At 38.9% G+C, this 23,499-nt stretch carries 19 protein-coding genes and 1 tRNA gene; 19 read left to right on the top strand and 1 reads right to left on the bottom strand.

The genetic code is table 11. From position 1 onward, the window contains the following. Positions 1 to 37 precede the first annotated feature (37 nt). The 12 genes from rpsU (at position 38) to ACYQ1N_RS04595 (ending at position 16,487) form a co-directional block, all read left to right on the top strand. Positions 38 to 214, top strand: coding sequence for a 30S ribosomal protein S21 (gene rpsU / locus ACYQ1N_RS04650; protein ID WP_177956715.1), 177 nt, complete (start codon positions 38 to 40; stop codon positions 212 to 214). Between the two features lie 171 nt (positions 215 to 385). Beyond that, on the top strand, positions 386 to 1,366 hold the full coding sequence (locus ACYQ1N_RS04645; RefSeq protein WP_459833330.1) for a PhoH family protein: 981 nt from the start codon (positions 386 to 388) through the stop codon (positions 1,364 to 1,366). Next, positions 1,363 to 1,878, top strand: a complete 516-nt coding sequence (gene ybeY, locus ACYQ1N_RS04640) for an rRNA maturation RNase YbeY (RefSeq protein WP_459833327.1) — start codon at positions 1,363 to 1,365, stop codon at positions 1,876 to 1,878. Before ACYQ1N_RS04645 ends, ybeY begins: the two co-directional genes overlap by 4 nt. After that, on the top strand, positions 1,875 to 3,146 hold the full coding sequence (locus tag ACYQ1N_RS04635; protein WP_459833324.1) for a BaiN/RdsA family NAD(P)/FAD-dependent oxidoreductase: 1,272 nt from the start codon (positions 1,875 to 1,877) through the stop codon (positions 3,144 to 3,146). The genes ybeY and ACYQ1N_RS04635 overlap by 4 nt, the downstream gene beginning before the upstream one ends. 23 nt (positions 3,147 to 3,169) lie before the next feature. Beyond that, a complete protein-coding gene (locus ACYQ1N_RS04630; protein WP_459833322.1) occupies positions 3,170 to 4,792 on the top strand; it encodes an NAD(P)/FAD-dependent oxidoreductase in 1,623 nt (540 codons plus the stop codon). A 37-nt stretch (positions 4,793 to 4,829) separates the two neighbouring features. Further along, entirely contained in the window at positions 4,830 to 6,536 is a 1,707-nt protein-coding gene (dnaX, locus tag ACYQ1N_RS04625) for a DNA polymerase III subunit gamma/tau (protein ID WP_459833319.1), read from the top strand. Then, positions 6,537 to 6,881: a YbaB/EbfC family nucleoid-associated protein gene (locus tag ACYQ1N_RS04620; protein ID WP_459833317.1), complete on the top strand. Its 345-nt coding sequence runs from the start codon at positions 6,537 to 6,539 to the stop codon at positions 6,879 to 6,881. A 1-nt stretch (position 6,882) separates the two neighbouring features. Next, positions 6,883 to 7,482: a recombination mediator RecR gene (gene recR, locus ACYQ1N_RS04615; RefSeq protein WP_459833314.1), complete on the top strand. Its 600-nt coding sequence runs from the start codon at positions 6,883 to 6,885 to the stop codon at positions 7,480 to 7,482. 148 nt (positions 7,483 to 7,630) lie between these two features. After that, a complete protein-coding gene (locus tag ACYQ1N_RS04610; protein WP_459833311.1) occupies positions 7,631 to 11,542 on the top strand; it encodes a tetratricopeptide repeat protein in 3,912 nt (1,303 codons plus the stop codon). Positions 11,543 to 11,788: 246 nt separating this feature from the next. Then, a complete protein-coding gene (tkt, locus tag ACYQ1N_RS04605) occupies positions 11,789 to 13,774 on the top strand; it encodes a transketolase (RefSeq protein WP_459833309.1) in 1,986 nt (661 codons plus the stop codon). A gap of 5 nt (positions 13,775 to 13,779) precedes the next feature. Next, entirely contained in the window at positions 13,780 to 15,621 is a 1,842-nt protein-coding gene (uvrC, locus tag ACYQ1N_RS04600; RefSeq protein WP_459833306.1) for an excinuclease ABC subunit UvrC, read from the top strand. A 44-nt stretch (positions 15,622 to 15,665) separates the two neighbouring features. Next, positions 15,666 to 16,487 (top strand): GDSL-type esterase/lipase family protein, encoded by an 822-nt coding sequence (locus ACYQ1N_RS04595; protein ID WP_459833304.1) that lies wholly within the window; start codon positions 15,666 to 15,668, stop codon positions 16,485 to 16,487. A 125-nt stretch (positions 16,488 to 16,612) separates the two neighbouring features. Here ACYQ1N_RS04595 and ACYQ1N_RS04590 read toward each other — a convergent pair whose 3' ends face one another. Continuing rightward, on the bottom strand, positions 16,613 to 17,641 hold the full coding sequence (locus ACYQ1N_RS04590) for a 3-deoxy-7-phosphoheptulonate synthase (RefSeq protein ID WP_459833301.1): 1,029 nt from the start codon (positions 17,639 to 17,641) through the stop codon (positions 16,613 to 16,615). Between the two features lie 363 nt (positions 17,642 to 18,004). Here ACYQ1N_RS04590 and ACYQ1N_RS04585 point away from each other — a divergent pair, with 363 nt between their 5' ends. From ACYQ1N_RS04585 to rimP, 7 genes are all read left to right on the top strand, one after another. Then, positions 18,005 to 18,334, top strand: a complete 330-nt coding sequence (locus tag ACYQ1N_RS04585; protein WP_459833299.1) for a ribosomal-processing cysteine protease Prp — start codon at positions 18,005 to 18,007, stop codon at positions 18,332 to 18,334. A gap of 2 nt (positions 18,335 to 18,336) precedes the next feature. Continuing rightward, a complete protein-coding gene (gene obgE / locus ACYQ1N_RS04580) occupies positions 18,337 to 19,650 on the top strand; it encodes a GTPase ObgE (RefSeq protein WP_459833297.1) in 1,314 nt (437 codons plus the stop codon). Then, entirely contained in the window at positions 19,647 to 19,943 is a 297-nt protein-coding gene (locus tag ACYQ1N_RS04575; protein ID WP_459833294.1) for a YhbY family RNA-binding protein, read from the top strand. The genes obgE and ACYQ1N_RS04575 overlap by 4 nt, the downstream gene beginning before the upstream one ends. Beyond that, the gene (locus ACYQ1N_RS04570) at positions 19,936 to 21,981 is read left to right on the top strand and encodes an acyltransferase family protein (RefSeq protein WP_459833292.1); all 2,046 of its coding nucleotides are present in this window, start codon (positions 19,936 to 19,938) and stop codon (positions 21,979 to 21,981) included. Before ACYQ1N_RS04575 ends, ACYQ1N_RS04570 begins: the two co-directional genes overlap by 8 nt. Before the next feature lie 37 nt (positions 21,982 to 22,018). Then, entirely contained in the window at positions 22,019 to 22,687 is a 669-nt protein-coding gene (locus ACYQ1N_RS04565; protein ID WP_459833290.1) for a nicotinate-nicotinamide nucleotide adenylyltransferase, read from the top strand. A 158-nt stretch (positions 22,688 to 22,845) separates the two neighbouring features. Further along, positions 22,846 to 22,917: transfer RNA gene (locus tag ACYQ1N_RS04560), tRNA-Glu, on the top strand. A gap of 78 nt (positions 22,918 to 22,995) precedes the next feature. Then, complete coding sequence (gene rimP / locus ACYQ1N_RS04555; RefSeq protein ID WP_459833287.1) at positions 22,996 to 23,472, top strand: ribosome maturation factor RimP; 477 nt, start codon at positions 22,996 to 22,998, stop codon at positions 23,470 to 23,472. Positions 23,473 to 23,499: the final 27 nt, after the last annotated feature.

Below are 23,499 nucleotides of genomic sequence, written 5' to 3'. Positions count from 1 at the left end.
ACACTAAGATTTTCTTAGAAAGAAGGGTGGGTTGAGAATGTCAAACGTAATCGTTAAGGAAGGCGAGTCTCTTGATAGCGCTCTTCGTAGATTCAAGAGAAATTGCGCTAAGGCAGGTATCCAGCAGGAGATCCGTAAGCGTGAGCATTATGAAAAGCCTAGCGTTCGTCGTAAAATGAAATCTGAAGCGGCTAGAAAACGTAAGTACAACTAATACCTATAAACTGTCATCTGCTGTGCAGATGGCAGTTTTTTATATTTTTATGTATAATACTCACAATGTGTATGTTTAATTTACATATCTGACATTTAAAATGAAGAAGAAATTATAACATTAAATAATAATTTAAAATTAAACAAAATAAGGAGAGCAAAAATTTAATTTATGGGAATGATAGAAGCAAGCCTGGATATTCCCGTCGAAACGGCGGAAATCGTATTCGGACCCCTTGACAGATATATCAAAAAAATAGAAAAGACACTTCAGGTTACCGTATTGCAAAGGGACTCATCGGTTAAGATAATGGGTAATAACGATACCGTATCAAGAGCGGTACATGTAATAAAAGCTTTGAGCTCTCTTGCTTTCAATAAAGGCGAACTTACGGAGCAGGACGTTGATTACTGCTTAAGTCTATCGGAAGACAACAATGAAGAGCAGATAGTTGAAATCGATAAGGACACGGTAGCGAGAACTTTCCTGGGAAAGCCTATAAAACCAAAAACACTCGGTCAAAAACAGTACATAGACATGATTCGTGAGAAGATGATTGTGTTTGGAATCGGTCCCGCGGGAACGGGAAAAACATACCTTGCAATGGCCATGGCAGTCAATGCGTTTAAAAAGAACGAGGTTGAAAGAATAATTCTTACGCGACCTGCAATTGAAGCGGGAGAAAAGCTCGGCTTTCTGCCGGGAGATTTACAATCAAAGGTAGATCCCTATTTAAGACCGCTTTATGATGCCCTGTTTGAAATCATGGGAGCCGAAAGCTTCAACATAAACCTTGAAAGGGGGCTTATCGAGGTAGCTCCTTTGGCATACATGAGAGGAAGGACTCTTGACAATGCGTTTATAATTTTGGATGAAGCACAGAATACAACTCCGTCACAGATGAAAATGTTTTTAACAAGAATAGGCTTCGGCTCCAAAGTTATTGTTACGGGAGACGGATCTCAAAAGGATTTGCCTCCGAACATAAAATCCGGTCTCGATGAGGCGGTTAAAATTCTTAAGGACATTCCTGAAATAGGTTTTAACAGATTTTCCACAAGAGATGTTGTAAGGCATCCTCTTGTACAGAGAATCGTAAAAGCATATGAAGAGCATGAAAGAAGGGAAGCAAGAAAAGAGGAGAAAAAATGAGCGTTATAATATCATATGAAACCGACGAAAAACTTGACATTGATTATGAAGAGATAATCACAAATGTTGTAAACGGTGCCATAGAGTTTATTAATCTTCCGTATAAAGCGGAAGTAAGCGTTGAGCTATCCGACAATGAAGCTGTAAGAGGCGTAAACAACGAATTCAGAGGGATAGACAGCGAAACAGATGTTTTATCATTTCCCGCTCTGGAGTACCATAAACCGGGAGATTTTGAGAGCTTAAAAGACGAACTGGAAAAAGGATATGCATTATATTTCAATCAGGACACGGATGAGCTCGTTCTCGGAGATATGATGATTTCGGTTGAAAAGGTCAAAGAGCAGGCGGAAGAATACGGCCATTCTGAAACAAGGGAATTAGCGTTTTTGGTTGCACACAGTATGTTCCATTTGTTCGGATATGACCATATGTCACTGCCGGAAGCCGAAGAGATGGAAGAATTACAAAAGAATTTACTTGAGAAACTTGGATATACGCGGGACAAATGATGACGGTTGATGTTGCAATAATAGGCGGCGGCGCGGCAGGCCTTGCGGCGAGCATAGAGTCCGGGAAAAGAGGCCTTAACACATTGGTTATTGAGCGCAACAATGAACCGGGCAAAAAAATATTGCAGACGGGTAACGGAAGATGCAATATTTCACATGTCGATATAAAAAGCAGTGATTACAGCAGGTATAATAACGCACGCCACAGAGAAAAATTTGTTGAAAAATTATTTAAAAATGTAAATCAGAAGGAAATTGTCGATTTTTTTGAAAATATCGGCATATATATGATTCCCGAAACAGGTAAAACTGGACAGGATGTATATCTGTATCCGGAATCGTTTACGGCGCTTTCCGTTCGCAACGCTTTGGTAAATGCAAGCTCGGAAGCCGGCTGCATACATACAACGGGCACATTTGTGAAGAATCTGTATAAAAAAAACGGATTGTTTTATATAGAGTGTGAACATAATAATGAAAAACAGGTTTACAAATCAAGAAACGTTATATTGTCTCCCGGCGGGAAAGCCGCTCCCAAGAGCGGAACAGACGGAAACTTTTATGATATTTGCAAAAAGTTTAATCACGGTATAAGTAAGTTATATCCGTCTCTTGTCGGATTGAATACCGATGATGAACATATGGAACTTCTTGGCGGATGCAGAAATTATTCGGAGATTTCCCTTTTGTGTAAAGGTAAAAAAGTTGCCGAAGAAATCGGGGAAGTTCAATTTACAAAAAACGGATTATCCGGAATACCGGTATTCCAGTTAAGTGCGTACGGAGCAGAACTTCTAAACAACAACAGACCGGGAGACGTCAAAATAATCACCGACTTTTTACCGCATCATACAAAGGATGAATTATATTCAATAGTCGAAAAATGGTATAAAATATTCGGAAGCAGGAAATTGAAAGATTTTTTCGGCGGTATATTACATTCCAAAATTGTATTATTTACGGCCAGAAAGTTATCCATGGCTGCGGATAAGTCGGTTTCCAAAGTTGACAAAAACAGATTGTTTAATTTTATCGATTGTGTGAAATCATATGAATTTAATATAACAGGAAGTGCCGGATTTGAAATTGCTCAGGTTACTTCCGGAGGAGTGGAACTGTCCGAAATTAATCCTGAAACATGTGAATCGAAAATTGTTGAAAATTTGTACTTTGCAGGTGAAATCATGGACGTTGACGGTCCGTGCGGAGGGTACAATCTGCACTTTGCATGGAGCAGCGGCATTGCCGCCGGAAGAAGTGTGCATTAAAACAGAAACGGCAAGAGGAAGTTATGATAGTTATAAATCAAATAAAGGCAGAAGTTGACAGAGAAAATTTTAATGATGCACGCAGAACGGATGCGATAATTAAAAAGGACATAGCAAAAAAACTGAAACTTAAATCCGTTTCCGATGTTCCCGGGTATAAAATAATAAAAAAATCTCTCGATGCAAGAAAAAAACCGAAACTTTTCTATATATACAGTGTACTGGTCGATATTAAAATGCCTTCAAAGGCCGACAGAAAATTCGTTTCTGAATATAACGAAGAAAAGTATGCATTTCCGTATTCCGCCGGAAACGGCAGCGCTTCGTATCGCCCCGTTATTGTAGGATTCGGACCAGGCGGAATGTTTTCGGCATTATTACTTGCAAGAGCCGGATTTAAACCTATCGTATTGGAGAGAGGAAGAGATGCGGATTCAAGAAGCAGAGATGTGGAGTGTTATTGGAACGGCGGTGAATTGAAATATAATTCCAATGTCCAGTTCGGAGAGGGAGGCGCAGGCACATTTTCCGACGGTAAACTTTATACCGGAATAGGAAAGGCCGGCGGGAGAGTTGACTTTGTATTGGAATCATTTGTGAAAGCAGGTGCCTGTGAAGATATTTTATATGAGTCCAAACCTCATATAGGCACGGATATATTGTGTGATGTGGTTAAGAATATAAGAAAAGAAATCATAAGCCTCGGAGGAGAGGTGAGATTTAATTCTTTATTTGATTCCGTAAAAACGGAAAACGGAGAAATTACAGGATGCTCATATACCGATACGACGAACGGTAAGAAAGTATATATCGAAACCGGGGCAATTATACTTGCCATAGGTCATTCCGCAAGAGATACATTCAGGCTTCTCAGAGAAAGCAATGTCAAAATGGAGGCAAAGGGATTTGCCGTAGGGATGCGCGTGATTCACAGGCAGAGTATTATTGACAGATTTACATACGGTGAAAGTAACATTGACGGACTTTTTCCGGCGTCGGATTATAAGCTGACCGCCCATACGGGAAACGGAAGAGGGGTGTATTCGTTTTGTATGTGCCCGGGAGGATATGTTGTTGATTCTTCATCCGAAAAGGGCAGAATATGCGTAAACGGAATGAGCTATTCCGACAGAAACTCCGGATATGCCAATTCCGCAATAATAGTTAATTGCAATCCGGACGATTTCGGAGATGATTTATTTTCGGGAATGTATTTTCAGGAAGAACTGGAACATAAAGCATTTGCCGCAGGACAAGGAAAAATTCCCGTTCAGAGTTACGGAGATTACAAAGCCGGAAAGATAGGCTGCGAAACAGATCACCGGGCGGCAATAAAGGGACAATATGCAAGCGCGGATTTAAGAAGTGTGTTTCCGGAATTTGTAAATGAATCAATAACGGAAGCATTCGATATCTTTAATAACAGGATAGAAGGTTTTAACAGTGAAGATACTGTATGCGCCGGAGTTGAGAGCAGGACATCAAGTCCGGTAAGAATACTCAGGGATGAGCGAGGTCATTCCAGCATTAAAGGACTTTTTCCGTGCGGAGAGGGCGCCGGCTATGCCGGAGGAATAACGAGTGCAGCCGTTGACGGAATAAAGTGTGCGGAAAATGTTGCCGTTTTCTTATCCGAAAAGTGTTAATTATCAAAAATTCATTAATGGATGTGGGAGTACAAGTATGTCGTATACAGCATTATATAGAAAGTGGAGACCGGAGACATTTTCGGAAGTTAAAGGACAGGATCCGATCGTTAAAACGTTAAAAAACCAGGTAGCCTCATCTCATACGGCTCACGCATACCTTTTCAACGGCACCAGGGGAACCGGTAAAACCAGCGTGGCAAAGATCATGGCCATGGCCGTTAACTGTGAGAATCCGACGGACGGAGAACCGTGCCTTAAATGCAGTACATGTCTTTCAATCGCAAAAGGCTCAAATCTTAATATAAGGGAAATTGATGCCGCATCCAATAACGGCGTCGATAATATCAGGGAAATAAAAGAAGATGTTATTTACAAACCCACAAGCGGAAGATATAAGGTATACATTATTGATGAGGCGCATATGCTCTCTTCGGCAGCTTTTAACGCTCTTTTAAAGACACTGGAGGAGCCGCCTGAATATGTAATATTTATTCTTGCCACTACGGAGATAAGTTCAATTCCCATAACAATCAGTTCCAGATGTCAGAGATATGATTTTAAGAGAATAAGCGTTGAAACCATATCCGATCAGCTGACGGAACTGGCTGAAAAAGAGAATATTCTTATTGAAGAAAAAGCAGTAAGATATATTGCAAGAAGCGCCGACGGAGCAATGCGAGACGCCTTGTCGCTGCTTGACAGATGTGTTTCGTTTTCGGTGGGAGAAGAGATAACCTACGAAAACGTTCTTGATATACTCGGGGCGGTTGATACGGATACATTTTCTGAGATGTATAACTGTTTAAAAGACGGAAACGTTTTAGCGTCATTGGAAGTTTTAAAAAATGCTCTGGACGACGGAGTAGTAATTAACAGATTTATAAACGACCTGATAGATTATTTAAGAAATGTTCTTCTTATAAACTGTTCGATGGATGAAAACGGAGATGTTCCGGAAGAACTGATGCCTGACATTTCCGACGCCAATCTGGACAGGCTAAGAGAAGATGCTTCCGCTTCCGAAGCGGATACGGTTATGTATTTCATAAAAGAACTGTCCGAATTATCCGAGAAAATAAAAAAATCAAATCACAAGAAAACATTGACGGAAGTTGCCGTAATTAAATTGTGTACAGATAAATATTTTCGGGGAGGAGATTCCGGAGGCAATAATGAGATTATAAAAATGCAGTCTGAGGCGATTACGACCCTTGAGCAGGAAATGCAGCGATTGAAAACACAGATGGAGAATCTGTCCAAAGTCGGAGCAGCTGATTATATGAGTATACGGAGCAACAGCGCAGAACACGGAAATGAAACAAAACGCGAGGAAATAAGCCCGACTGTAAAGAGAGACTTGGACAGTCTTTCAAAAGGAGAAATTACCATGGCACAGGCATGGGACTCCATAATGACCGTATACTTCGAAACATATAAGCAAAGTATACCCGCACATTACAGAAAATCAGGAAAGTTCGTATCATACTCGGACGATAGACATGAAATTACATATGTGATAAAATCCAAAGTATATTTTGACAAACTTAAAAGTTTAGATGAAAATACGGGTAAAACCTATTTAGAGCTTTTAAGAGAGACAATAAGCGAACTTACGGGTATGGAAAATATTACAATTGAGTTATCCGAGGAACGAAATTCCAATAAGTTTAATAATTATACAGACATAAGCGAATTGGTCAAAGCTGATATAGAAATTGATGACAGAGAGGAAAACGTATAAATGGCTAAAAGAGGTTTTGGTGGAATGGGCGGCGGAATGCCCGGAAATATGAGCAATCTTATGAAGCAGGCTCAAAAAATGCAAAAGCAGATGGAAGAGCAGCAGGAGCAGCTTCAGTCAATGGAGTTTGAGGCAAGCGCAGGCGGCGGAGCCGTAACGGTTGCCGTAAGCGGAAAGAAACTTGTAACAAAGGTTATTATCGACCCGGACTGTGTTGATCCGGATGATGTTGAAATGCTCCAGGATTTGATTCTTGCCGCTACAAACGAGGCTCTTAATAAGGCTGAAACAGAGGCTCAGAATAAAATGGCGGGAATTACCGGCGGTTTGGGAGGCTTCATGTAATATGGAGATTTACAGTCGATACATAAAGAGACTGACAAGCGAGCTTATGAGCTTGCCAGGTGTTGGAGCAAAAAATGCCCAGCGCCTGGCTTTTTATATACTTAATCAGCCTAAGGAAAATGTTCAGTCTCTTGTAAATGCAATTACAGAAGCAAGGGATAATATTCACTATTGCAAGGAATGTATGTGTCTGACAGACGAGGAGGTATGTCCCGTATGTGCGGATACGACAAGAGATCATAACACAATTATGGTGGTTGAACAGACGAGAGATATGGCGGCTTATGAAAAAACGGGAAAGTACAACGGGGTATATCACGTTTTACACGGGGCCATTGCTCCGCTTCAGGGCATTACGGAAGAAGATATAAAACTGAAAGAATTAATTACAAGAATAACGGAAGAACCGGTTAAGGAAATAATTATTGCCACAAATTCAAGTCTTGAGGGTGAAACCACCGCTATGTATATAAGCAAAATATTAAAAAATACAGGTATTAAAGTAACAAGGATAGCCAGCGGAGTTCCGGTGGGCGGAGATTTGGAATATACCGATGAAGTAACTTTGCTTAGAGCTTTGGAAGGCAGAACAGAGCTGTAATTTGTTTTATAAACATTTAATTATATTTAAATATCATATATTTTACATAGCATTTTTACTATGTTAAACTAAAAAGCGTTTAATTAACAAAAGTAAAAAAAGTATTATAAATGCTTTTACATAGATTCATTTTAGAGGGGCAATTTCAGTGGATAAATACGAGATAGGGTTGAGAATCCAAGAAATAAGAAGTGCATACGAAAAAAAAGATTTTAAAAAGGCCGCTGAGCTGGCAAAGGATATTGATTGGAGCAAAATCAAAGAGTGGATTCCGCTTGCCATGATGGTTGACGTGCAGGAACAGGTCGGAGATCTGGAAGAAGCAAGAGATATGGCCATACTTGCATATAACCGCAATTTGGGCGGAAGAAAATTACTTTACAGATTGACTGAGATTTTCATCAAGCTCGGTGACTTTGATCATGCCGATGAGTTGTTTAAGGAATACTCAAAGGTGGCAAGACATAATTCAAGTAAATATATTTTAGAGTATCACTTACTTAGAGCCAAAAAAGCTCCGAATGAAGAACAGATTAAGGTACTTGAGAAGTTCAGAGAAAAGGAAATCGACGAACATTATATGTATAAGCTTGCCGGTCTTTACGCAAAAAACGGAGATGAAGACAAGGCGATTAAAATTTGCGACGAAATAAGCCTTTGGTTTGTAGGAGGAGATTATGTTGAGGGAGCCGTTAAATTAAAAAAGAGATTAGGCGGTAAACTCAATGACTCACAGCAGAAAGTATACGATGCGGCAAAAGTAAGAGAAGAAGATCTTGAAAGAACAAGAGAAATGACCTTTGCCGAGCAATTAAAGCTTGCAAGAAGCGAGGCCGACTCTGCAGCAAATAACGAAAAAGAAGAGCATAAACTGGGAGACGGACTTCTCGACAGTGCAAAACCTAACGCAGACAAAGATGATGCGGAAAGGTTTGCAGAGGCCCTCAAAGCACAGGCGGAGCAGGAAGAAAGCTTTGATGCGGAAAAGGAATACGGTTCGGAAGCGGTGTTTGACCTTACTCCGAAAAAGAAATCCGGAAATATTTTTTCGGCATTATTTAAGGGAATGCGTAATCGTAACGACGGTAAGGTTACGGAAGATGATTTAAAAGATAAGGATCTTGTAGACAGCTCTTACTTTAAGGACGATGACAAGAAGATAGAAAAAATCGTTGAAGAGAAGGTTACAAAAAGTAATATTGACAACGTGGAGGAAGAGTCATCTGATGTTATCGTTGACGAATATATTCCGGAATTTGAGGCAGAGCAGACAAAGAAATTAATAAACAATGATCTGGAAGAAGAAAAAGAAGAGCCGGATGTATTCGGTGACGAAGAAGAATTGCCGGAAGCAGAAGAGTTTGTTTTCGAAGAAAACGACAATACGACGGATAAAGTATCCGACAAAGATGTTATTGTCGATGACATCCCTTCAGATGACGTACATTCCGAATCTTTGATTTCTGGAACCGATGATTCAAAACAGATTTCAAAAGATGTTTCAGAAGAGGCTTCCGAAGAGATTATCAGCGAACCTGAAAGCGATAATACAGATATACGGGACAGCTCGGATGTTGAAGAAAATGATGATAATACTGAAGTGAATTCCGAAATAAATACGGATGATTCGGATAATGACGATAAAAATAATACGAAATTTTCCGAATCTCTCAAAAGCATTATTGACGGTGCAAAAGAACGTCTTCATAGGGGATATTCTGAGATATTAAACACCGAAAGTCTTGTTTCCGTACCGGAGATTCATGAAAAACTCGGAATACATGAGAGCATAAGCGCCGATGTCAATAAAATCATGTCGGAAGAAGAAAACAGGCAAAAACTTAAGGCGGAGAATAATGCCGTATCCGATGAAGATGAACAGATTGAAGGTCAGATGAATCTTTCGGATTGGATTGAGGCGGAAAGAGAGAGAAAATACGCAGATCGTCATACTAAAGAATTCTCGATTTCAGAACTTGAAAGAGCATTGGACGAGATTGAAGACAAGAGCAAAGCATATGATAAGTTAATGGAAGAACAGAAACGTTTGGCGAAAGAAGCCGGCGAACCGTTTAACGAGTCGGTTGCAAAGAGAAATGTTGAGTATACTCTGTCTGTCAAATCTTCAAGGACGGATTTGGATATAAGAACAGGCAAGGCTCAGGCAAGAAATGAAGATGAAATTAATGATATATATTTTGCCAAGCAGGAACCTGAAGCTGAAATCGACGATTCGCTTTCCGCAAACAATATCATTGCCGATATAGTTAAAATGGGAATAGACGCTCCTGAGGATAAGCTTAAAGTATTTGCCATAGCATTTGCGGACATCAATCCGGAGAGTATTAATATACAGATTGATAAAGCTCCTAAGAAAGTTATTAATTCGGCAAACATACTTTATGATTATTTCATGGGTAAAGAAATCACGGATGATCCTGCGGAAGTTTCCGCTGCAAGTATTGCACCTGCGGAAGAATCCGATATTAACCGTATTATTGCCGGCGCGGAGCAAAATGTTAATAACATCGGAACGGTTGCAGAACCTGATGTAAGCAATACCGGTGCCGTTGAAGAACCGGACGTAAATAATACAGAAGCTGTTGAAGAATCTGCCGTTAATAAGGTTGAGACAGTTTCGGAGCCTGACGTTAATATTGAGAACGGCATTGAATCGAATGATAATATTGAATCGGATGCTGAATTGAATGTTTCGGAAATCAACGAAGATAAATTGTCTGATAAAACTTCGGATTCGGAAACGCCTGCCGCGGATAATAATGAAGAAGCAAAGGACAATTACGAATATACAAGTATCCCTGCGGAATTACTCAACGGCAGCACATTTAAAGCATTAGATGTCGATAAAATAATAAATTCCGTGTCGCCTAAATTAAAGGCGGAAGATACGACAGAGTTACCTGTTGAAGATACGGCCGCTGCTGTTTCTGATGCCGAGGCGCCAAAAGAAAACGAGCAGATTGACATTGAAGCGGAAGACAGCATGCCTGAAGTTCATAAACCGGATTTTATCAATGATAACGACAATGTTGTTAACACCGTTACCGAGGGAACAGACGGCACTGAAAATATTTCAGAAAATATTTCGGAAAATGAGCCTGAGAGTACAGAAGCTTCTCAAACAGATAAGACCGTAGGCGAAACCGCACATGAACCTGTGACGGAAAATACTCCTCCAAACGGAAGAATAGGCGAGACGGTTGTTATTCCGAGAGAAGCCATCGCCGAGGCCATGAAAAACAATTCTTCAAAAGATGTTCCTTATCAAAATGTTGTTGTTACGGATGCCACAAGAAAGAAAATAATGAATCTCTTTGAGGCATATACGGAACTTCCGGGCGTTTCAGAGGAATTGCACGAATTTATAAAGGATCTTCCGAATGAACTTTCAAAAAAGGATTCTTCATCGGGAAATATAATAATAACGGGCAACAACATGTCGGATAAAACAGCATTTGCAAAGCTTATTGCAAGAGCTATTGACATGATTGATCCGAATGCAAGAAGAAAAGTCGTTAAAACTACAGGAGACACTCTTAATAAATACGGTTTCGCAAGCAGCGCCGAAAAGTTGAGGGGAAAAATTCTTATTATAGAAGATGCGGCAAGTATCCTTCCAGCGGTTGCCGACGAGTTACTCCAGAGTCTGAAACAGGATACGGACAGATTGTTTGTTATTCTTGAAGATTCGGATGCCGAAATGGAAGTTCTCCTTAAATTTAATCCGGAGATGGAAAATACGTTCAACCACAGAATTATCCTCAGACAATATTCCGTAAACGAGCTTGTTGACATATTCAGGGAAATAGCAAAGAGAGACGGATATACCGTAAATGACGACGGTCTGTTGGTATTATATTTGTTATTGGACAAGCTCCGTTCAAAGAATAATAATGTATCATTGGATGATATTAATGAGTTGGTAGAGCGCTCCATAACCCACGCCAAAAAGAGAAGTTCAAAGGGCGGCGGATTCTTCGGAAGAAGAAAGAAAAATGTGGTTTCAAATGAACTCACGGATGAAGATATAAAGATTTGACAGTATTCCGGGTTATTTCAAAGGAATATTAATTATCTATATTAATTTATTTAATACAGTTATGAGAAAGCCGTAAGCAACATGTTGCTTACGGCTTTCGGTTTACTCTGAATATACTTTTATACATAATTCAGAAGTAATTTATTTGCAATTTGATTATTTAGAATATATGATAAAGTGATGTGAATATATTACGAAAATCAGGGATATGTGAACTGAATACAACTTTAAGTTTCGGAGGGAAATATGAGTAACATAGATGAATTATCAATTAATGCAATTCGTTTTTTATCGGCAGATGCAATTCAGAAGGCTAATTCCGGTCATCCGGGACTTCCGCTGGGATGTGCTGCCATTGGATATGAACTGTTTGCAAATGATATGAAACATAATCCAAAAAATCCTGAGTGGGCGGGAAGGGACAGATTCGTTCTCTCAGGCGGACACGGATCCATGCTTTTGTATTCGCTTCTTCACTTAACGGGTTACGGTCTTACAATAGAAGATATTAAGAATTTCAGACAAATGGGTTCAAAGACTCCGGGACATCCCGAGTACGGTTATACGGTAGGCGTGGAAGCCACTACAGGCCCTCTCGGACAGGGTATGGGAATGGCAGTCGGAATGGCAATGGCGGAAAAGCATATGGCGTCCGTATTTAACAGACCGGGATATCCTGTTGTGGACAATTATACATATGTGCTCGGAGGAGACGGCTGTATGATGGAAGGAGTTTCATCGGAGGCATTTTCGCTTGCGGGTACACTTGGACTTGATAAGCTTATTGTTCTTTACGATTCCAATAACATATGTATTGAAGGAAGCACGGACAATGTATTCTCCGAGAATGTCAACAAGAGAATGGAAGCTTTCGGATTCCAGACAATTACCGTAACAGACGGCAACAATATAGAAATGATCGGAAAAGCCATCGAAATGGCAAAGGCTGATAAAAAGAGACCTTCGTTTATCAATATTACAACAACAATAGGATACGGATGTCCAAATGTGGCAGGTACGGCTGATTGCCACGGTTCTCCGCTTGGAGCCGATAACATAGCTCAGATGAGAAAGGACTTAAATTGGCCTCTTGAAGAAGCATTTGCGGTTCCGGATGAGGTTTACGCAAATTATGAAGAAAAAATGCTCAAGGGTGCAGAGAGCGAAGCGGAGTGGAATGCTTTATTTGAAAGATATGCCGAAGAATATCCGGAATTAAAGAAAAAATGGGACGAATATCATAACGGATATGATCTTAAAGACCTGTTTTCAGGCGAAGATTTTAATGCAAATGCAGAAAAATCAGAGGCAACGAGAAGTTCATCAGGCGTAATTCTCAATAAAATCAAAGAACACATGCCTAATCTTATCGGAGGATCTGCAGATCTTGCTCCTTCAAACAAAACATATATGAAGGGTGCAGGCGACTTCGGTCATGACAATTACGGCGGATGCAATCTTCACTTCGGTGTAAGAGAACAGGCTATGGGCGCCATCGTTAACGGTATTGCGCTTTACGGAGGACTCAGAGTTTTTGCTTCTACATTTTTTGTGTTCAGCGACTACCTTAAGCCTATGGTAAGAGTTGCCGCTCTCATGAAGCTTCCGATCACATATATTTTTACACATGACAGCATTGGCGTTGGAGAGGACGGACCTACTCACGAGCCTATTGAACAGCTGGCCCAGTTCAGAGCAATGCCGGGTGTAAGTGTAATCAGACCTTGTGACAGAAGAGAAACCGCCGCTGCATGGAAGTATGCCGCAGAAAGCAGAAACGAGCCTGTTATACTCGTGCTTTCAAGACAGAATTTGGTACAACAGGATAATTCATCTGCGGATATAAGTAAGGGTGCATACATTTTACAGGATTCAAAGAACGAAATTCCTGAGCTTATCCTTATGTCAAGCGGTTCGGAAGTTGAAATAACAGTTGACGCTGCCGAAAAATTAAGAGCCGAAGGCGTTGACGTAAGAGTTGTAAGTGTTCCTTCAATGGATTTGTTTGATTGTCAGAGTGATGAATATAAAGAAAGCATACTTCCGGACGCATGCAGAAAAAGAGTTTCGGTTGAAGCACTTTCAAGTTTCGGATGGGCAAAGTATACGGGGCTTGACGGCGCAAACGTGGCAATTGACACATTCGGAGAATCAGCTCCAGCAGGCCTGCTTTTTGAGCATTTCGGATTTACATCCGAAAATATCGTAAACACATGTAAGGGCATTTTATAATAAAAATGTTTGATATTAATGAAGAATTAAAAAAGCTTCCCGAGAAACCCGGAATATATATTATGCACGGCGAAAATGACGAGATAATATATGTGGGAAAGGCCAAGATACTTAAGAGAAGGGTAAAGCAATATTTTCAAAACAGTAAAAAGCATTCTCAAAAAATCGAGTATATGGTTACGCATATAACAAGATTTGAATATATAGTAACCGATACTGAGTTAGAAGCGCTTGTTTTGGAATCTAATCTTATCAAAGAGCATAGGCCTAAGTATAATACCATGCTTACGGATGATAAGACATATCCTTTTATAAAGGTAACGGTTAAAGAAAAGTATCCGAGAGTGTTGTTCTCAAGAGATTCAAAGCATGATTCCAACAAATACTTCGGGCCTTTCACTTCGGCATATGCCGTAAAGGAGACGATAGATTTACTTTGCAGGCTGTATAAGATAAGAACGTGCAACAGAAGACTTCCTCAGGATATCGATAAAGAAAGACCGTGTTTGGACTATCACATAGGGAAGTGTTCCGCTCCGTGTGCAAGCGGTATGATAAGTGAAGAAGATTACAGAGCGCAAATAGACGAAGTAATAAAATTCCTTAAAGGTAATTATAAACCGGTGCTGGATTCCCTTACCGAAAAAATGAAATCGCAGGCCGAGGCAATGGAGTATGAAGAAGCTGCAAAGACGAGAGATCTGTTGGATCTCGTCAAACAGATTACTCAAAAACAAAAGATAACCGGTGACAATAACGAAGACAGAGATGTAATTGCATATGCACTTAAAAACGGCGAGTGCGTTGTATCTGTATTTTTCATAAGGTCCGGAAAGCTCCTCGGCAGAGATCATTTCAGAATGGATGTGGCGGACGGAGATGAAGGAAATGTAATATTGTCGCAGTTTTTGAAGCAGTATTACGGAGGAACTCCTTATATTCCGGACATAATATCACTTGAGTCCGACATTGATGACAAAGCGGTAATTGAGGAATGGCTGTCCGAAATAAGAAAGAAGAAAGTCGTAATAATTACGCCTAAAAAGGGATTTCATGAAAAGCTTGTTACCATGGCTAAGGAAAACGCTTTTTTAATTCTTGAAAAAGATGCCGAAAGGATAAAGAAAGAAGAAGCCAAAACAACGGGAGCAATGAAGGAAATAGCCGATATTCTCGGACTGAATAAAATATCAAGAGCGGAGGCTTATGATATTTCCAACACCAACGGTATAGAATCTGTCGGATCCATGGTTGTGTTTGAAGACGGAAGACCAAAGAAAAATGATTATCGACGCTTTAAAATCAAAACAGTAAAGGGACCGGATGATTATGCAAGTATGAGAGAAGTACTTACAAGAAGATTCAGCAGAGCCGTTACTGAACAAAAATCAGGGGATAATAAAACAAGTTTTTCAAAGCTTCCGGACATTATTTTAATGGACGGCGGAAGAGGGCAGGTAAATATCGCACTGAAAGTTCTTAAAGAATTAAATCTTAATATTCCCGTTGCGGGAATGGTAAAGGACGATACTCACAGTACGAGAGGTCTTTACTATAACAATGTTGAAATGCCCATAAGCACAAGGTCGGAAGGTTTCAAACTTATTACGAGAATACAGGATGAAGCACACAGATTTGCAATAGAATATCATAAGAAACTTCGCTCCAAAGCTCAGGTGAATTCTGTTTTGGATGAAATAAAGGGAGTAGGTCCCGCAAGGCGAAAGGCGCTTATGAAATATTTTATGGATATTGATAAGATAAGAAATGCAGATGAGGATGAACTTTTAAAAGTTGACGGAATTACCGTCGCGGTGGCAAAGGAAATATATAATTATTTTCATTAGGATATTGATTATGTGACATATATGTCAGTCCGGAAAGGGGAAATATGAGCGACCATAATAAAGATTCAATAACTCTCAATAAGAACAAAAGATGGTGGAGTAAATTCGGAAAATGGATAATCACCGCAATATGCGTGGGAGGCGGAGTCACAGCTATTGTTCTGGCTTCGGTTTTTGCGGGAGGTGGTTCCGGAAGTGCTTCCGATACCGCTGACGGAAATGTAAACGAAACAGAAGAAACAACAACCGCACCTGAAAAGAAAGAGGGGCAGATATATAAGCTGTCCGGAAATGTTACAAAAGAAGATTTCGTAACACAGGCATTTTACCATGATGCGGCATTTATCGGTGACGATTTGTTCGACTACTTATCCGGATACAGTTTCATCGACAAATCAAGAGTATTTGCGGCTGAAAACGCAAGAACAGAAAACGGAGCCGCAAGTATAGAAAAGGTAAAATCTTTAAATCCTAAAAAAGTATTTATAATGTACGGAAGAAACGATCTTAACTTCGGAAACGGCAGAAATGCAGAAAGCATATCGAATGCCGTAACAGAGCTGGTCGGAAAAGTAAAGGAAGCATTACCGGAATCCGAGATATATGTTGTTTCCGTCTTGCCTATTACATATGACCTTGAAAGATCAAACGGCACACATCATACACAGAAAAATGTTGATGAACTTAACAGTGCGCTTTCAACAAAGGTTACCGCGGCAGGTGCCAACTTTATAGATATTACTGCGCCGTTTAAAAACGACAAAGGTTATTTAAATGATGACTATACGGCTGACGGATACACAATCCGAAGAGCTTATTTTCCGTTTTTGTTAAACGGTATATCCAAAACCGTAACGGGACAGTAAAAATAAATATAAAAAGTAAACTCAAAACATACATTAAAACAAATATTAAACGCAAAAACGCTCAGACTTTTAAGTCTGAGCGTTTTTATACGGATATATTATTTAAGACCGCAGGCAAAAATATATTATACCAAGTCGGCAATTGTATAGATAAGATTTTTTGTATCCTGCCATCCGAGGCACGGATCCGTAATGGACTGTCCGTAAACGCCGTTACCGATTTTCTGACATCCGCCTACGATATAGCTTTCTATCATAAGTCCCTTTACAATGGATCTGATGTCTTTTGAAATCTGTCTGTTATGCAGAATTTCTTTTGCGATTCTGACCTGTTCCATATACTGCTTGTTAGAATTACTGTGGTTTGTGTCAATAATAACGGCATGATTTGCAAGATTGCGTTCATTGTACATATTGAACAGATTCATAATATCTTCATAGTGATAATTAGGAATGTTCTGACCGTGTTTATTGGTAGCGCCTCTTAAAATTGTATGGGAAAGAGGGTTACCGGTTGTTTTTATCTCACTGTTTCTGTATATAAATTCCTGTTCCGACTGAGATGCCGTAACGGAGTTGAGCATAACGCTTAAATCGCCGCTTGTCGGATTCTTCATGCCCACTGGGATGTCAAATGCACTGGCAACAAGTCTGTGCTGCTGATTTTCAACGGATCTTGCTCCTACGGCCACATATGAGACGATATCATCAAGGTATGCGGCATTTTCAGGATAAAGCATTTCGTCTGCAGTCATGAATCCAGTCTGTTTTGCAACATTAAGATGAAGATTTCTTATTGAAATGAGACCTGCCAAAAGGTCTGATGTTTTTTCAGGATCCGGCTGATGCAGCATTCCTTTGTACCCGATACCCGTTGTACGCGGTTTATTGGTATATATTCTAGGAATAATAATAAGCTTATCGGCAACCTTCTCCTGAACCTTTTTTAATCTTTGAACATAGTCAAGGACAGCCTCTTCATTGTCTGCGGAACACGGACCGACCACTAATAAAAACTTATCCGAATCTCCGGTGAAAACTTTGGCAACTTCCTTGTCAAATGCAGCTTTTTCTTCGGCAAAACCGTCCGGAACGGGATACATGGATTTAATTTCCGTCGGATCGGGGATTCGTTTAACTAAGTTGAAGCTCATATTTTATCCTCCTTATTAATATATTAAACAAACATATAAATCTTTATTTAATACAAAGATTTATATGTTGTTGTGTTATCTATAAACCATTTTATCAAATATGCTGTATATTCAAATAAATGATGTTTCATATATTAACACACCGAAAATATAAAATAAACCGAATTAATAATCAAAATATATAAAATAAAGTTATTAAAACATATAGGACGCACATATAACCTTCTTATTGTAATATTCGGTATTTAATATTATTAAATTTTAAATCTTTGTGTTATACTCTTTGAATTACTGTTCCGAATGCTATATTATTAAAAAAAATATTTATTATGATCTTTATCAGAACGGAGTAATAATAAAACCATGACCAATGTTGAATTTTTTATAGACAATGACAATAAGATATACAGTTTCAAAGTATCGGGTCATGTGGATTTTGCGCTAGACGGAGATGACGCACTTTGTGCGGCTGTTTCCACATTGGTTTCGCATACCATAGGACAGGTACATGAATTTACGGATGATCCGTGTGAAAATATAGTGGATGAAGAAAAGCCGATGGTCATTTTTAAACTTACGGGAGATGATATATCGGATTTGAGTTACATTTTTATGGAGAGCCTGGCGTCATCTATTGATGATTTGGCCATGATGCATCCGGATTATATTAAAGTTAGTTATACAGAGAGTTGATTATGTTTGCAGACAGAACGAGAATTTATATTCAATCAGGAAAAGGCGGAGACGGTCATGTCTCATTCAGAAGAGAATTATATGTGCCAAACGGAGGACCGGACGGCGGAAACGGCGGAAACGGCGGAGATGTCATTTTTGAAGTAGACAAAGGCATTAATACGTTAGGTGATTTCAGATTTAACAGAAAATATAAAGCCGCTAACGGAGAAGAGGGCGGAAAAAGACGCTGCACGGGAAAAAACGGTGAAGATATTATTCTTAAAGTACCGGAGGGAACGGTTATTTATGATGACGAATCCGGCAAAGTAATTGCCGACATGTCAGGTGACAATAACAGGATAACTCTTCTTAAGGGCGGAAGAGGCGGAAAAGGAAACATGAATTATGCCACTTCAACAATGCAGGCGCCTCAATATGCGCAGCCGGGAGGAGAAGCTAAGGGACTGTGGATAAGAATGGAACTTAAGCTCATAGCCGATGTCGGACTGGTGGGATTCCCTAATGCAGGTAAATCCACATTTTTATCATCAGTTACAAGGGCAAAGCCTAAGATAGCAAACTATCCTTTTACAACTCTTGATCCGAATCTGGGAGTTGTTGATGTGGAAGGAGCAAAAGGTTTTGTAATTGCGGATATTCCGGGTCTTATAGAAGGCGCGGCGTCCGGAGCCGGGCTGGGTTTTGAATTCCTTCGCCACATAGAGAGGACAAGACTGCTTATTCACATTGTTGACATAGCGGGAATCGACGGAAGAGATCCTGTTGATGACATAGAGAAGATTAATAAAGAATTATATAACTATGACAGTTCAATATTGGACAAACCACAGGTTATAGCGGCCAATAAAATTGATTGCCTTACGGAAGACGAACTAAACGAAAGAATTTCCGATATTAAGAAGAAGTACGGTCAGGATATGAAGATTTATCCGATTTCCGCCGTTACCGGTCAGGGAGTTAAGGAATTATTATATGAAGTAAACGGCATACTTGAAAAAATGCCTAAGGAAGAATTTAAATTTACTCCCGAAATTGATCTGGATTCTAAATTCAGCGGCGGTGAAGATGAGCCGTTCTATGTTGAAAAAATTGATGAATCTACATACAGCGTATCCGGTCCGAGGGTAGAAAGAATGTTAGGTTATACAAATTTGGATTCGACAAAGGGATTCCTGTTTTTCCAGAAGTTTATGGAACAAAACGGAATTATTAAGGAGCTTAAGAAACTCGGACTTTCCGAGGGAGATACAGTCAGAGTAAGCGACTATCTTGATTTTGAATACTTTGAAGGAGATGGAGAAGAGTTGTTATGACAAGTAAAGAGAGAGCATATTTAATTAAGTTATCAAGCAATTTAAGTCCCGTATTCCAACTTGGAAAAGAAGGATTTACACCGGAGATGACAAAAGCTTTATTGGAAGTATTGGAAGCAAGAGAACTTATTAAGATTAATATACTTAAGAATTCACCGGAAGATCCGAAAGAAGTTGCGAGACTTATAGCCGAGAGAACGTCATCGGAACTTGTTCAGGTGATAGGAAGAAAGGCCGTACTTTATAAGCCTAATAAGGATCCTAAAAAGAGAAAGATAGAATTAAATGTCTGATGATACGATGATAACAAAGAGAAGAAGAGTAGGCTGGATAGATGTTGCCCGGGGAATATGTATGTTATCGATAATCGCCGGGCATTTCGGCGTGAATTGGATTAATAACATAGTTTTTCTGTTTCACTTTCCTGTGTTTTTTATTTTGAGCGGTTATCTTTTTAAGGATGTTCCCCTTAATGCCAAAAATGTCGCAAAGAAATTTAAAAGTTTTATGCTCCCGTATTTTATTACGTGTTTTGCAATAATAATTATAGACATAATCGTCATGCTCATTCACGGAGATGATTCAATCTCATCTATAACCGGAAAAATTGCGGATGATTTTACAAGAAGCATATGGGCGTCGGGTACGTCAACCGAGTTCGGAGATATGGACTTGGGAGGAAGAATAGGCGTCATATGGCTTCTTCCCGCTTTATTTTTCGCGGTTTTATTTTTTGCAATTATAAAACGATTGATAAGGAATACATATTTACAGGGCGCAGTAACCGTCGGAACGGCACTGGCTGCATATCTTACGGCAAAGCAGATTTGGCTTCCGTTCAGTATACAATCGGCAATGTTTGCATTGCCGTTTATGTATGCAGGATACATAGCAAAACAAAAGCCGGCTATATTCGGTAAGGTCAATAAGTTTGCGTTATTTATTGTTTCCGTAATAATTTCCGCATTTGGATATTTCTATCTGAAATCATCATTTTATGTTGTCGGAGCGAACACGAAGGACATATTTTTGGGCTTCGTATGTGCATTTGCCGCAAGCTATGCGGTAATTTACGTATCAAAGAAAATAGGAAGTTTTGCGCCGCTTGAGTGGATAGGCAGAAACAGCCTTATATTTATGTGCGTACACCTTATTCAACTTGAAACACAGCAATGGTTATTTACAGATATCATAAAAGGCGTAGGACTTCCGGATAACGGGTATTCGAGAATCCTTTTATCATATATATCCATACCGCTTATAGTATGGCTTGTTAACATAATAAAGAATCTTATTATACGATACCGAAGCATTGGGAAAATATCCCGTAATACGTCCGTCAGCGGTAAGAAGAGAGACATATCCATTGATGTTTTAAGAGCCTTTTTGATCATATTTATGATAATAGGTCATTATCGTCTTATAGATCCTGAATTCAGAATGTACATATACAGCTTCCACATGCCTGCATTTATTTTTATTTCGGGATTTTTCTTTAAGGATAATTCAAATAATTCACTCGGAATGCAAATTCTTAAGTCGGCGAAGAATCTGCTTATACCTTACGCAATATGTTCGGCGTTTAAAGTTTTATTCATGGGATATGAAATTGAGGATTTCCTTGTTGCTTCACCTCTATACGGAAATCTTTCAAATGAGTTTAAACCAATAGGAATAGAATATTTCTTTATAATGCTTTTTGTTGTAAGAGTATTATTCCTGATAATAAGTACAATATTTAAAAATGAGATCTACAGAGGCATTGCAGCGCTTTGTATATCCGTTATGGGATACGGAATAAGTTCCTCATCCGTATGGCTTCCATGGTATGTTGACATAGCAATGTTTGCGACAGTATTTTACTATATAGGTTTTATATTCAAAAAATACAATATATTGAAATTACTTAATGAAAATAAAATATTTTACTTTCCGTTGGCTTTTGTATGGTTGTATATGATTTTTAAAGGAAGCTTCGAATTGGCAATAAGAAATTATAATATATACGGATTGGGTGTTGTCGGAGCGGTTTCAGGTATTGTTATTGTATATTATATTGCTTCTTATGTTGCGAATAATTACGGCATTGTTTCGGTAAATATATTAAAGACAATCGGGAAATATACATTGTATATTCTTATTGTCCATAATCTGTTTGCGTCTTATATGAGAGAATTCCTGTATCCTTCTCTTAATACGGATACATTTTATTTTCTGATTTTCCATACCGTTGTGCAGGTTGCCGTCGGAGTCGGAGTCGGAATAATCTTTGATAAATTTATACTCAAACCGTTCAGAAACAATAAGAACAGATATAAAGCGGCATATTGATATCCGATAAAGTTTTATTTAGTATACGGGAGATGAAATGTATAAGAAAATAGGTGTCTTGGGAGGAACATTTAATCCCATTCATTTAGGTCATATTGAACTGGCAAGGGCTGCATATGAAACATATAAACCGGATACGGTACTTCTTATGCCTACAGCACGTACATACTATAAAAAAGAAGATGATTTATTGGATGTATCGGTCAGAGCCGAGATGATTGACCTGTGTATAAAAGATTATAACAGGGATTTATGCGGCGGGATGTTTGATAAGAACAGCAGCAGAGATTTTATGCAGATATCAATGTTAGATGCCGAAAGAAAAGGAATAACGTATACCGCAGACACAATAAGAGAATTAAAATTATTGTATGCCGGAGCTGAAATATATTTTATTATAGGTTCGGATTCTCTGATGTATCTTGAAAAATGGAGAAACGCGGATTATATACTTTCAAATGCAATATTTCTTGTGGGGCAGCGGGAAAATGATGACATTAGAACGATAAGCGACCATATTCGTATGCTGAAAAAAGAATTCAATGCGGATATAAGGTTAATGCCAATAACGGGATTTCCCATAAGCTCAACAAAAATCAGAAATGATATATGTGATAAAAAAAGCATATCGCCGGGAATATTGTCAAAAAGCGTATATGAATTTATATTAGACAATAATCTGTATGTTTCTCAAGATCATCGTTAATAATTACATAAACAAAATGGATTTTTATGTAATTAAAGGGTGATTTTTGTATAAAATTAAAAACACTTAAAAAGTTTTAAAAAAGTTCTTGCATTTATATTGCTTGTGATATATAGTAAATAGGCAGTCGCGTAGAGCATATAGATGCAGGAACATAAGGCTTGTTGGTCAAGGGGTTAAGACGTCGCCCTCTCACGGCGAAAACAGGGGTTCGATTCCCCTACAAGCTACTTAAAGTAAATAATCATGAAAGGAGTAAACCAATAAGCCGGTTTACTCCTTTTGCGTTATACGGCAAAGGAGGTAATATGAGCAAAGTATCTTTATACGAAGAGAAAGCAGAAGAATATGCAGAGCCGCTTGCGGAAGAGATGGGGTTTGAACTCATCGATGTAGAATTTGTAAAAGAAGGAAGAGAAGACTATTTAAGAATATATATCGACAAACCGGAAGGAGTTACCATTACGGATTGCGAAACATTCAGCCGTGCAATGAATGAAATCCTGGACAGGGAAGAATTTATTGATATACCGTATATTTTTGAGGTGAGTTCACCGGGACTTACAAGACCTTTAAAAAAAGAGAAGGATTATGAGCGTTCAATAGGAAAGCTCGTAGATATAAGCCTTTACAAGGCAGTTGATAAAATGAAAAATCTTACCGGTATACTGAAATCATATACCGAAAAAGAACTTGTCATAGAAGATGAAATATCTTCTGAAGAATTAACACTTGAAAGAAACAATATCGCAGGAATAAGACTTGCATATGTTGAAAAGAAATAAACAATGCTTATTACATTTACATTAAGG

It is taken from the genome of Howardella ureilytica, assembly GCF_054657495.1.
The sequence above is the reverse complement of the archived record's forward strand: the minus strand, read 5'-3'. Positions and strand labels throughout refer to the sequence as shown.